General features: G+C 59.2%; 10 protein-coding genes. 6 read left to right on the top strand and 4 right to left on the bottom strand.

The genetic code is table 11. The annotated features are described in order from the left end of the window. Nucleotides 1-106: 106 nt before the first annotated feature. From E4K65_RS04965 to E4K65_RS04940, 6 genes are all read left to right on the top strand, one after another. Nucleotides 107-1,336, top strand: a complete 1,230-nt coding sequence (locus tag E4K65_RS04965; RefSeq protein ID WP_135173146.1) for an O-antigen ligase family protein — start codon at nt 107-109, stop codon at nt 1,334-1,336. A gap of 29 nt (nt 1,337-1,365) precedes the next feature. Further along, nucleotides 1,366-2,379 carry a hypothetical protein gene (locus E4K65_RS04960; protein ID WP_135173145.1) on the top strand — a complete coding sequence of 338 codons (1,014 nt, stop codon included), beginning with the start codon at nt 1,366-1,368 and terminating at the stop codon, nt 2,377-2,379. Next, nucleotides 2,376-3,521: an acyltransferase family protein gene (locus tag E4K65_RS04955; protein WP_135173144.1), complete on the top strand. Its 1,146-nt coding sequence runs from the start codon at nt 2,376-2,378 to the stop codon at nt 3,519-3,521. The genes E4K65_RS04960 and E4K65_RS04955 overlap by 4 nt, the downstream gene beginning before the upstream one ends. Nucleotides 3,522-3,641: 120 nt before the next feature. After that, nucleotides 3,642-4,589, top strand: a complete 948-nt coding sequence (locus E4K65_RS04950) for a hypothetical protein (protein ID WP_135173143.1) — start codon at nt 3,642-3,644, stop codon at nt 4,587-4,589. 237 nt (nt 4,590-4,826) lie between these two features. After that, nucleotides 4,827-6,176, top strand: coding sequence for an undecaprenyl-phosphate glucose phosphotransferase (locus E4K65_RS04945; protein ID WP_235885471.1), 1,350 nt, complete (start codon nt 4,827-4,829; stop codon nt 6,174-6,176). A gap of 540 nt (nt 6,177-6,716) precedes the next feature. Next, on the top strand, nt 6,717-8,063 hold the full coding sequence (locus E4K65_RS04940; RefSeq protein ID WP_135173141.1) for an integrase arm-type DNA-binding domain-containing protein: 1,347 nt from the start codon (nt 6,717-6,719) through the stop codon (nt 8,061-8,063). A gap of 872 nt (nt 8,064-8,935) precedes the next feature. Here the strand turns inward: E4K65_RS04940 and speB are convergent. The 4 genes from speB to E4K65_RS04920 are packed head-to-tail and all read right to left on the bottom strand — an operon-like array spanning nt 8,936 to nt 12,010. Beyond that, nucleotides 8,936-9,892 (bottom strand): agmatinase, encoded by a 957-nt coding sequence (gene speB / locus E4K65_RS04935; protein ID WP_135173140.1) that lies wholly within the window; start codon nt 9,890-9,892, stop codon nt 8,936-8,938. A gap of 18 nt (nt 9,893-9,910) precedes the next feature. Then, entirely contained in the window at nt 9,911-10,699 is a 789-nt protein-coding gene (locus E4K65_RS04930) for an amino acid ABC transporter ATP-binding protein (RefSeq protein ID WP_135173139.1), read from the bottom strand. A gap of 5 nt (nt 10,700-10,704) precedes the next feature. Continuing rightward, nucleotides 10,705-11,355: an amino acid ABC transporter permease gene (locus E4K65_RS04925; protein WP_135173138.1), complete on the bottom strand. Its 651-nt coding sequence runs from the start codon at nt 11,353-11,355 to the stop codon at nt 10,705-10,707. A 1-nt stretch (nt 11,356) separates the two neighbouring features. Continuing rightward, complete coding sequence (locus E4K65_RS04920) at nt 11,357-12,010, bottom strand: amino acid ABC transporter permease (RefSeq protein WP_135173137.1); 654 nt, start codon at nt 12,008-12,010, stop codon at nt 11,357-11,359. Nucleotides 12,011-12,034: the final 24 nt, after the last annotated feature.

Below are 12,034 nucleotides of genomic sequence, written 5' to 3'. Positions count from 1 at the left end.
CGGCAATTCCCGACATGTTGATCCGACAGGTCGGTCCCGGATAGAGCGCTCCCGTTCGGAGGGGCGACGCGGAACCGAAAGGTCAGAAGCGCGGAGTACGCCTGCTGTGAACGATCTAGCTCTGGGAAGAGAGGGTACACCGCACCTCGCTTCCGGTTCGACGACCATGCAGGGTCGCTTCTTCGTGGTGACCTGCTTTGGGCTCGTCTTCCTGAACTGCCTGACCTTTCTCTATCATTTCACCGGCTCGACGGTATTCAACGTCCTGAGTAATTCGACAAGCCTGCTTCTGATCCTGTGGTCCGCGCGCCACGTGCTGATCGCGAACGAGAGAAGCTACTTTTACAATGCCCTGTTGACGCTCGCTTGCATCTTCACAGGCGCGAGCTACCTGGTGAACTTTGGCGCTTTCGAGCTGTCCGATGGGTTGAAGCTTGTCTCAATCTACTCGTTCTACGTAGCGGGCCGCGGTATGGCCGAGCGGGTGCAGCCGCCCGAAAAGCGTTGCATCTATGTGCTCGCGGCATTGCCGCTCCTGTTCAAGGTGATCGGCCACACTCAAGTCTATACCGGTATCGAATATCCTGACGTGTTCTCCTACTTCCCGAACACAAACACGGCAGCGCTGTACTTCTCGGCCCTGTTCTTTGCCTTGTCTCCCTGGTTCGGAAACAAGGTCCTGGTCGCACAGTTCATAAACGCTGCCATCATGAATCGTGTTGGCCCAGCGCTGGCGACCATCATCTCCATTGGCCTTTGGTCTTTTTTCCCATTGCGACCACAGGTCTTCGTCGCGCTCATCTTGTTGGCATGCGCCAGCGTTGCAGCCTACGCCGTCGGCGCGCTGGATCGACTGATAACCGGATTGAACGCAATCGCGCTAATCTGGAGCCTCGATCCGAGCACCGTCGCCCGAATGTCGACAAAACAGTTGATCGATTTGACCGGAACGACGGACATGTCTGCGTTCTTCCGCGTCACACACTGGACGAACATATGGCAGATATATTCATCGCTCGGAATCGGCGGAATATTGTTCGGATATGGCGCAAGTCAGACCGGTGTCCTGACTGTCCTGCCGCTACCGCCGCACAATGACTACCTGCGCGTATTGGCAGAGTACGGGCTGCTGAACTTCCTGGTCTTCGCCATCTTCGTCTTCACCATCGTTTTTTCGCTGAAGGATCGGGCGGCGAAGACCATGTACACGGTGCTCCTCATCTACTTTCTATCCGAGAACCTCATCGATAATTTCACATCGATGACGTTGTTCTTTTGCTACGCGGGCCGGTTTACGTCGCCGAAATGGCTTGCACACAGCCCGTCCAGCGCATGAGCAAGGAAGTGTAGTTGATGGACTTCTCAATGTCAGATCTCATCAAACAGAACACTCCTGGGAATAGCGAAGGCTTTCCTGCAGGCGTGCCCCCAAGCTACAACTGGTACCAAGGTTGGAATGATGGCGGGCTTTGGTCGCCGCCCGCGGATTTCACCGCGGTCGAAGGCTGGGGACAAGTCTATCCGAAGGTGGGGTCACCGCCGTATTCAAATCCTGACGCGGCCGTCGAGGTCGCCAACGCCAAGACCTACGTTCGCTTCAAGCACACTGGTGAATGGACGTTGGTGCAAGACCAGTCGAGGACGCAATTGACTGGAGGACATTTCGTCCCAGACTTCGTTGGTAATGTTGCCATTCCGATGAAAGCCACCCCTGTGGCCGGCACGACGATCGCCTTTGGTGCGCCTCCGGCCGGCTACAACAATCACTTTTGGTACAAGGCGCGCGGAACCTATCCGGCTGGCGCTGTGGATGCCGTCTATGTCCAGATGGAGATGAGGGTTACCGATCCGAACCTGCATCTCGTGGCCATGGTCGGCGCCGACTGGTGGCGCGACGCGCGAGCACCCTATCTTGACGACCACAGCAATAATCCAGGGATCGGTGGCAGCAACTGGATCGAACTTTCGACTCAGTGGAAGACGATCGGATTCTATTCCATGAGCGCTGATGGCTTTCGCGCGAGCCCAGCTCCGCCGCTGCGCGGATTGGTCAAGGAGATACTGCCCGCGCCCCCTTCGACACCGACCCGAAGCGGCGAGATTCTCATCCAAGGCAAATCGGCTGCTCCCGGGGCCCGTTCCAGCCGGTGGAAGAATTCAGCGGACAACGACAAAGATAGATCTTCTCCGTCGGCAGACGGAGGGCAGCAGCTTATTGGGGCCGGTTCACGCCCCATCCCTGCCGATTCAACAGCAACCGCGCAAGCCTTCTCAAACGACTGCCTTCTGGCCTTTGCTCTGACACTGGGAACACTGGCCAAAGTCCGCCGTAACAACCCGCCGTGTCGCCAACGAACAAGCCGGAACGCAGCGACATGACAGTCAAAGCGTGGACAATTCCAGTTCTTCGCGTTGCATCCGATGAGATGCTGCATCTGGATCTGCTTCGATTCATCGCCTCTATCGGCATCGTAGTTCGACATTCTTTCGAGTTCTTCTTTCCGGCGGCCATTCGGCCTACGCTACCGAGCGGCCTTGCCCTGTTCGTTGACCTTTTTTTCGTGATCTCCGGATTTGTTATTGCGCATGTCTATCAGGGAAAAGTCGAGTCTCTCGCCGATTATGGATCATTTCTCCAACGACGTGTCGGCCGGCTCATGCCGCTGCACTGGTTGACGCTGGCGGCTTCTATCATTGTCTGGTCTGTATTCGTCGTGCTCGGCAAGGCGGGAAATCACCAACCATCTTTTGAGGCGACATGCATCGCGGAAACCGCCCTTCTCCTCAATGCGATGTTGACCTGCGGCAACGGAATTTCGTTCAGCAGTGTATCCTGGTCGATTGGCGCGGAAATGGTGATGTATCTGATGTTTCCGCTCTTCGCTTGGGCGGCAATCAGATCAAGGCTTGGGCTTCTGGTGGCGTCCTTCCTTGTTCTTGTCGCCATGATCGCCGTCGATCTCACTCAGAATTCCGTCGACCGCTCGTGGGTCGACGTGTTGCCGCCCTTCAGGGCGCTTCCTTCCTTCATGATTGGCATTTGCCTGTTTTGCTTTCGGCACGAACTTCAGATCATTCCTGCGCCGGGGCGAGCTTTGCTATTGTCAATGGCGCTATTGCTGATCTCGATGATCACCTCTACCCATCATCTCATCTCGCTGGGGCTCGTCTATGTCGTCGCGATCACCGCGATGGCGGCCGACCAGAGGACTGCGCCACCCTTGGTGAAACGCCTCGCTCCCTTAGGCCAGCTCACCTATTCAATCTATATGTGGCATTCCCTGGTAATTCTGATTGTCATGAATGCGATCGCCGATAAGCTCTTTCACGCGTCGCCCGGCCTGATGGTCCCGTTCTGCATAGTTTCCTGGTTGATCATATTCGCTATCTCCTATTTCTCCTACTTTGTGATTGAAACGCCGGCTCGGCGCTATATCGACGGTCTCGGGCGAGCGAATAAGCGTAGCGTCGCAGACGTCGTTGTATCCGAGAACGAAGGGTTACGACGTCAAACAGGCTAACCGTAGCAACACGCGGCTGATCGGCCCCAAATCGCAGATCCATTCTTGACGATCGTCAAGTCGGCCGCGCGCCCGGTGCCTACGATATGAGAAGACGCTTAACTGGTTATGGGTCGGTCCATGTCTGACACTTGCCATTTTGTCCCGTCCTGCTCGCCGCCCGCTGCTATTGCGCGTAACGTCCTCGAGCGATCTGCCTCGGGTTGGCTCCTGTCGCTCGGCCTCATTGGAATTCTGGCCGTCTCTACGGAGAGTGCCGATGCGGCGAGCGGGAGACCGGACGCCGTCACCTCTGCGAGTCTCGCTTCGAGCGTCATCGCGCAAAACAGCGTTGGGTATAGCCAGGCATATCCTGCCGGCGCCCCCAAGACATCCTCCTGGTGCAACGGCGCCTCCAAGCCCGAGAACGGCGAACCTCCCGCCGACTTCACTGCCGTCACAGGAATGGCATCGGTATTTCCAAAATTCGGGGCGAACACACCGAACAAGGACGGCAAGATCCTCGTCGCCAACGGAAAGACATATGTACGCCTTCGCAGCACGAAGGAATGGATCCTAGTGCAGGACCAGACAGAGAACGAGATCGTTGGAGCCCATTTTGACGCGATGGTTCCCAAGAACGTTGCTGTCCAGATGAAGATCGAAGTTCAGACGGATGGAGGCACCCTTGTTGACGGTCCCCCTCCCGGCCGCAACGACCTGATGTGGCTCGTGAGACGCGGCGGTTTCGCCGCCGGAGCCGTCGATTCTGTCTACGTCCAGATAGACATGAAGACGACGGACCCCGAAATGAAAGTGGTTGCCAACGTTGGGGCCGACTGGTGGCGTTCTCCGGACTCGCCGCACAACGGCGCCAATAATCGAGGGGCCGGCAACAGCAACTGGGTCGAGCTCTCGGCAGATTGGTCCACACTCTACTTCTTTTCGGGCAGCACCGCGCAGTTTGTCGCAGACCCGCCTCCACCCCTGGCCGAGTCTCCGCTTCCTGCTACAGCCGCCGGCACGCAGCGCACTGCAGCTGGACCCTCGCCGTGTCTGCGGACCTTGACGCCGCGACAGGCACCCTAACGCAGTTGATACTCGCGATTTCCGTCGCCGAAATGTCGCGAGGAGCCACGATATCATCGGGTCTGTAGTCTCTCGATGTAGGCTTTTGAATATACCCTTGCTTTCGTTAGTGCATTGCCGCGTGCAGTCTTTGGAATGAGGCCCTTCATGTCATTAACCACATACGGTTCGAAGTCCTCATCCTCGATGTTGGTAAGACGCGGCGTCTCACTGCAAAGACCGCTTCAATTTGCCATTATGGCAGGCGACTTCCTGCTCATCCTGCTCAGCTATGTTGCCGCCAACCAAATTCGCCGCAAGTTCATGGCAACACTGGCCGAGCGAGAACTTTCGGTCGGCGTCGCGTTGCTTGTGGCGACCGCGTTCGTCGCGATCGCCTTCTTCAGAGGATGCTACGATAACCACAATCTGGCCAATACGAGCTGGCAGTTGCGTAAGGCCTCATCCGTGTGGCTTCTCTCACTCGCGATTCTCGCATTTTCTGCTTTCCTGCTTAGATCGACCGCCGAGCTCTCCCGCATCACTATCGTTCTGTTTGCAGCGGCCGGCCTTGTCGGTCTGGGCGCGCATCGCGCGATCTGGCGCCTCGCCTTGAACTCTTCTTTCGCGCGAAGACATTCCGTCAAACGAAGGGTCGTGCTGATCAGCGGCGAGCCGCTCGACTTTACTTCAAGCCGCTTCAAGGACTTGCGCAAGAACGGCTTTCAGGTGGTACGTCACTTCGTTCTGGACGCTACGCTAAAGTCTGACGACGCAGCAATTGAGCGCGAGCTGACGACCATCATTCGAATTTCGCGCACAGCAAGCGCCGACGAATTTCTTCTTGCCTTCAATTGGAACGACCTGCCGCTGTTTCAACACCTAAGCCAATGTCTGCGCCAGGTGCCAAATCCGGTTCGCCTGCTGCCGGATTTTGAAATCGCCGACCTTGTATCGCGGCCATTCGTACCCATTGGCGGATCAGTCGCGATCGAAATCCAGCGAGCGCCTCTTTCGGTCAGCGAGCGAGCCTTGAAACGCGGCGTCGATATTGGTCTTGCCTCGTTCGGATTGTTGTTCCTTGCCCCTTTGCTTGTCATGACGGCGCTCCTGGTCAAGCTCGACTCCCCGGGCAGCATCATATTTCGTCAGACGCGCCGCGGCTTCAACGGCGGGTTGTTCGACATCTGGAAATTCCGCAGCATGACGGTCTCGGAGAATGGTTCCGAGATCAAGCAGGCAAGCAAACAGGATGCGCGGGTTACCAGGATCGGGCGGATCTTGCGCAAGACCAGCATCGACGAATTGCCTCAACTGTGGAACGTGCTGCGCGGAGAAATGTCGCTAGTGGGTCCGCGGCCGCACGCTCTCGCGCATGACAACTATTACGACCAGATGATTGGCAATTATGCCTGTCGCCGTCACGTCAAACCCGGCCTCACCGGCTGGGCTCAGGTGAACGGCCTTCGCGGCGAGACACCTACCATCGACCTGATGAAGAAGCGCGTTGAGTTTGATGTCTGGTACGTCACCAATTGGAGCATTTGGTTGGACATTCGCATCATGATCCGGACCGTGGTAACGCTCTCGGGTCAGGACGTTTATTGAACCATTCTTGTCGTAGCTCGCGACGAGGGTCGCGCCGATTCCGGCATCGATCTGCTCGAATTGCAGGTGGGATCACCATTCCCATCGCCCGCCGGAAGACCTAGCAAAAGCAGACCGACCGCGCGCAGTTCTCTCGTTGATTGTCGCCGCGAGACACGCTGCCAATCGGTGCCACCCTTTGCGGGATTTCAGCACGAACGTTTTACGAATTTCGCCACTCGTCGCACGGCGTGCGACCACAAAAAGTGTCGCGCGAGACCCGTTCTGTTCTCAACGCCTCTGCCAATAACGCATTGAAGAGAAATGAGTTTTGGGTGGTGGGCCCACCAGGGCTCGAACCTGGGACCCGCTGATTAAGAGTTCAAAACCGGCACTTCGCTGCGATTTCTGAATCTGCTCCACGCTACGATGATCTTTCAGAAGTCCTTTATTTTATGGGGTTTTGTCGCATAGTTTCGCGGCACATCGAACCCAAACATCCAAACATCCCGATCCGCCAACACCGTTTGAAAACCGTTTTAGTCGACTAGCTCCCCTCCAATGAACGACATTCGCATTCCCCTGAGTGATAAGAACATCGCTCAGTTATCCACCCCGAGCGACGGCTGGTATCTAGCCCGCGACACCGAACTGAAGGGCTTCTTCGTCGTCGTTGGGAAGAGGAAAAGAACCTTCACCGTCCAAGGCGACCTTCGGCAAGGAGGAAAACGAGCCTCTTCGATCAGAGTATCTATCGGCGACACGCGCGAATTGACGACCCGAGCAGCGCGCGCGATCGCGAAGGAATATCTCGCTCAGATCAGCAGGGGACAGCACCCGAAAAAGGCAAAGCAAGACGGAGATACTGGCCCTGGCCCGGTTGGGAACGAGGCGAATACGGACGTCGCGACCGTTACCCTTAGGCAAGCATGGCAGCGATATCTGGAAGCTCACCTGATCCGGAAGGGTCGTAGTGAAAAGACCATAAGTGGTTATCGTGACCACGTAGAACGTCTCTTTGCGGAGTGGCTTGATACTTCACTGGGCGAACTGGCGATCGATCCCGCTCGCGTCGCCAAGAAGCACGACGACATTACAAATGAGAACGGTCCCTATATCGCAAATGGCTGTATGCGAACGCTGCGCGCAATTTACAATCATGCTTGCAAGACCAACAGATCACTGCCCCGCGACAATCCAGCGGACGCCGTCGACTGGAATGAGGAGAAGCGCCGAGATACTGGCATGGGCGCGAGCGACTTGACCGAATGGTTCCGAGAGTTGGCTGCCCTCGAGAATTCGGTCCGCCGCGAATTTCATCTGCTCACGCTGCTCTGTGGATCTCGGACTGCCGCGTTACAGCAGGTAAAGCCGTGTCACGTCGACTTTCGCCGCCGAACTCTGCGCGGCAGGAAGCGAGCTTTCGACATCCCACTCTCCAGAGAGATGATATTGTGCCTCATTCGGGCAATACGCTTCGGTAGGCAGATGTATCCGTTGCAGTCGCGAAAATGGATCTTTCCCGGCGATAGTGAGTCGGGCCATCTTGCTGAAACCAAAGAGGATCGCGATACCCTTTCGAAGTGGGGTAACGATCTTCGTCAAACATTCCGGACCATTGCAACAGCCGCTGGAGTTTCGGAATTCGACGCAAAGCTGCTGATGAACCATTCAATCCCAGGCGTGAATGCCGGCTACGTTACGCGCCACAAACTGCTTGAGGACCACCTGCGCAGCCAGCAACAAGCGATCGGCACCGCTGTGTTCTGCGCTATCGGTAAAATGCTTACGAAGGACGCCGCCTTGCGAGATTGGCTCGGACGCTGCGCAAGCCGTGTAGCCGGCGGGCGCCAGATGAAGCGAGGCGATCTAGGTGAGGCTCAAGACAGAATTCGGCCTGCAGCCTGAATCCACGCATAGGTCGGATAGCTTTGGTGTTCGACGTCGCTGGTGCAGCGCACCTCGGCATCTAAAAGGCAGGCACGCAATCACCTATTCCAACATCCGGCTTCCTGCGTCCCAAACGCAGCGAACATCTTTTAAGTTATTGATATTTCTTGATGTGGCAGTCGTTCCCGTCCCGTTTTGTTCACCGTCGTTTCACCCAATTCGTTGCGATTTCGTTGCGGCGTTCTTGAAGCGGAACGGGCGTCGGTGATTCATGGGCATCTTTGGATGATCAGGATATCTCCGGCCGAAGCTAACTGACCGAAGGGGCCGCGCTCGCTCCGCATTTGTGTGTGGGGGGCCGTGGGCCGCTATCGCCGGCTGTCGGGGGTTCGTGTCAGTGGTGCACTACATCGCGAAACCCACTATTTCAGAGGGCGCAACTTGTACCGTTCTGGCAGCTAGTGGAAACGTTGCTCCGCAATTGGCAGCCCGGACTCGGCCCTCTCCCGGGGACTCGGCCCTCCGAAGGCAAAGGTCACACGTTCGAATCGTGTCGGGTGCGCCAGTTTCGACACCACTCGGTGGGTGGTGCAGTCCTTACCCCAAAATGATCGGCGAAGTGTCTTCCTCGGAGGCTCGTGGGTCGTGAGCGTATCCAGCCCGTCGACCAGGTCCATGACCCCGTCGCGCGCTGACGTCCCGATCGCGGGCTCGACAAGCTCACGGAATTTCTGGGTCTTGTCGCCGAATGGTCGCGCTACGTCACCAAGCGGAACTGCCACGTCGTCGCGATGCGTCGTGCTGGCTTTGAGCTTGGCCTCGACGGGCGCGATCTATGTGGCGCCAGCGCCTTTGCTCGAAGTTGCGCGGCTGTCAGGTCGCTCCAAATCTCATCTCTGGCCGCGACCTGCGAAGGTCCTGCCGATCGCGTTGAGCAGTATCTGCGCGGCGAGGATTGCAGTGGAGCCGGTGTGATCATAGTCAGGCGCGACCTCGACCAGGTCGATCCCGACAATGCGGCCTCGACTGGCAAGGCCTGCTATCAGTTCCAGCACTTCGTAATAGATGAAGCCGCCGTGGCTCGGCGTGCCGGTGCCGGGTGCGATCGACGGATCGAAGCCGTCAATGTCGATCGTGAGATAATAGCGCCTTCCAGCCGGAATACGCTTCAGCACTGCCTCGACGCCGAGCTTGCGTATCTGTCGCACGGACAGAATGTCGGAGCGCATGGCACGGGCCGCCTCGTAGCCTTCCTTGGCCGTCGAAGACACGTTGCGGATGCCGAGCTGCGTCAGGCCGGTGACCCAGGACCTCTCGGCGGCCCGCCGCATCGGACTGCCATGGCCGTAGCGGACGCCGTGGCGCTCGTCGACGAAGTCGAGATGAGCATCGATCTGGACCAGATGGATCGGATCCTGATCGCTGAAGGCGGCGATGCAGGGGATATTGATCGAATGATCGCCGCCAAGCACCACCGGCAAGGCGCCGGCCGCCAGGATATTGCGGACCCCGAGCTCGATATTGGCGTGGCTTGCGATCGTATCGGTATGGATGATGTCGGCGTCGCCGAGATCGACGATGCGCACACCTTCAAGATAGGTGACGTCGTCCTCGTGATCGTAGGCGCCGGCATGGCCGAAGGAGAATAGCGTCGATGCTTCACGAATGGCCCGAGGCCCAAAGCGCGCACCGGCACGCCATTGAGTTCCGAAGTCGAAGGGCGCGCCGAGGATCGCGACATCCGCCTCGATCCGGTCCCAGTCCTGGACATAGGGACTCTTGGCGAAGGTCGCGATGCCGACGAAGGGCAGGTCGAGACGACCCTTCTCGTAAGCGTGAGTGGTCATGATCGTCCTTTCCGTCCCTCACAGAGCGCGCTCGCGCCAGGTTTCGAGGAATTGTCTGAGCCGTTCGCTCTGCGGTGCCCTGAAGAGGTCTTGCGGCGTCCCCGCCTCGACGATCCGACCGCGATCCATGAAGACCGTGCGGTTCGCCGCATGGGCTGCAAAGCCCATCTCGTGCGTTACGATCACCATGGTCATGCCGTCGGCCGCCAGGGCTTTCATCACCGAAAGCACCTCGCCGACCAGCTCGGGATCGAGCGCGGATGTCGGTTCGTCGAAAAGCATCACCTTCGGCCTCACCGCCAGCGCCCGCGCGATCGCCACGCGCTGCTTCTGGCCGCCCGACAACTGATCAGGGAAGTGCCCAGCATGGCTGGTGAGCCCGACGCGCCCGAGCATGGCAAGCCCGGTCTCCTCCGCCCCCTGCTTGGAAAGGCCGCGCGCCAGCCGCAGCGCAAGTGTGACGTTCGCGAGGACCGGAAGGTGCGGCCAGAGATGGAAATGCTGGAACACCATGCCGAGCGGGGCCCGCACGGCTGCGAGTTCGGCCTCGCCGGCCGGTTCTCGTCCCATCGGCGTTTCGCGCCAGCCTATCAAGCGGCCGAGGATGTTGACCTCGCCCTCGTCATAGGCGTCGAGGAAAGCGACGCAGCGCAGCAGCGTGCTCTTGCCCGAGCCCGAGGGGCCGATGATGCACAGGACGTCGCCGTCCCTGACGTCGAGGTCGATGCCGTCGAGCACCGTGCGATCGCCGAACCGCTTCATCAGGCCGCGAATGCGGATGGCCGGAACAGGTGATGCTTGCGACATGCGGCTCATGACTTCCCAACTGCGAGGTGACGTTCCGCCGCGTCGCCGGCACGCGCCAGCGCCTCGACGGCGATCCAGTAGAGCAGCGCGGCGGTGAGATAGGGCGCGATAGCGGAGAAGGTGAGGTTGCTCACCTCTCCGGCGACCTTTGTCAGCTCGGGCACGGTAATGACCGAAAGGACGGCCGATTCCTTAAGCAGGTTGATGGCCTGGCCGATGGCCGGCGGCAGAACGAGTCGCGCCGCTCGTGGTATACGGACATGCAGGAAAATCTGTCCTCGAGACAGGCCGAGCACTGCGGCGGCCTCGATCTCGCCACGCGGCACTGCGTTCAGGCCGGCGCGGTAGATCTCCGCGAAATAGCCTGCGCCATAGAGGCCGAGCCCGGCGATGCCGGCCGTCTCGGCATCGAGCACGATGCCGAAGGACGGGCCTCCGTAATAGGCGAGGAACAGCAGGATCACGAGCGGCGCGCCGCGCATCAGCTCGACATAGAGCCGGGCTGGAACCGCAATCAGCCAGCTTTGGGAACGCAGGCCCAGCGCCAGCGGCAGCGCGACGAGCGCCGCGACGACGAGTCCAGCTGCCGTGAGGGTCAGCGTCGTTGCGAAGGCCGCGGCGAAGAGCCCGCCATAGGTTTCGAGGAATGTGCCCATCTCAGCTTCGCCCGGCGCTGGCGAGGCGGCGTTCGAGTAAGAGACCCGCACCCGCCAACAGCGCGGCGATCGCGAGATAGGCGATCAGCGCGATCGCGTAGGTTTCGAGCGGGCGGAAGGTCGCCGATGCGATCTGCTGCGCGCGCCACGTGATCTCGGTGACGGCGATCACCGAGACGAGCGACGAATTCTTGATGAGAGTCAGCGCCTCTCCGACCAGCGCCGGCAGCATCAGCCGCACCGCCTGCGGCAGTTCGATCCGCAGAAGGATGGCGCGCCGCGACAGGCCGAGCATCCTGGCGGCCTCGCTTTGGCCGGCTGGAACCGCTACTAGTCCGGCACGATAGATTTCCGACTGGAAAGCGGCGGTATTGAGCGAGAGCCCGATGATGGCGGCGATCGTCGGCACCAGCGTGAGGCCCAGCGCCGCCGGCAGATAGAACACGATCAGCAGTTGCACGAGGATCGGCGTGCCGCGCCAGAACGATCGGTAAAGTCCGCTCGTGGCGACGGCTATCGGCCGACCCGACAGCGTCGCTCGCGCCAAAAAGACGCCAAGCGGACAACCGACCAGAAGCGCTGCACCGCTGATGGCGAGCGTCACCGCCAGTCCGTCCAGCAGCACGGCGCCGTTCTGCGCGATCAAGTCCCACATGACGTGGAATTCCGGTCCGTGGCG

The organism is Bradyrhizobium niftali, from assembly GCF_004571025.1.
In the GTDB taxonomy this organism is placed as follows: domain Bacteria; phylum Pseudomonadota; class Alphaproteobacteria; order Rhizobiales; family Xanthobacteraceae; genus Bradyrhizobium; species Bradyrhizobium niftali.
The sequence above is the reverse complement of the archived record's forward strand: the minus strand, read 5'-3'. Positions and strand labels throughout refer to the sequence as shown.

What these genes read in the sequence shown, in the direction of transcription:
- E4K65_RS04960 (WP_135173145.1), top strand. Translation starts at nt 1,366, where the DNA reads ATGTCAGATCTCATCAAACAGAACACTCCTGGGAATAGCGAAGGCTTT.
- E4K65_RS04955 (WP_135173144.1), top strand. Translation starts at nt 2,376, where the DNA reads ATGACAGTCAAAGCGTGGACAATTCCAGTTCTTCGCGTTGCATCCGAT.
- E4K65_RS04950 (WP_135173143.1), top strand. Translation starts at nt 3,642, where the DNA reads ATGTCTGACACTTGCCATTTTGTCCCGTCCTGCTCGCCGCCCGCTGCT.
- E4K65_RS04945 (WP_235885471.1), top strand. Translation starts at nt 4,827, where the DNA reads ATGGCAGGCGACTTCCTGCTCATCCTGCTCAGCTATGTTGCCGCCAAC.
- E4K65_RS04940 (WP_135173141.1), top strand. Translation starts at nt 6,717, where the DNA reads ATGAACGACATTCGCATTCCCCTGAGTGATAAGAACATCGCTCAGTTA.
- speB (WP_135173140.1), bottom strand. Translation starts at nt 9,892, where the DNA reads ATGACCACTCACGCTTACGAGAAGGGTCGTCTCGACCTGCCCTTCGTC.
- E4K65_RS04930 (WP_135173139.1), bottom strand. Translation starts at nt 10,699, where the DNA reads ATGTCGCAAGCATCACCTGTTCCGGCCATCCGCATTCGCGGCCTGATG.
- E4K65_RS04925 (WP_135173138.1), bottom strand. Translation starts at nt 11,355, where the DNA reads ATGGGCACATTCCTCGAAACCTATGGCGGGCTCTTCGCCGCGGCCTTC.
- E4K65_RS04920 (WP_135173137.1), bottom strand. Translation starts at nt 12,010, where the DNA reads ATGTGGGACTTGATCGCGCAGAACGGCGCCGTGCTGCTGGACGGACTG.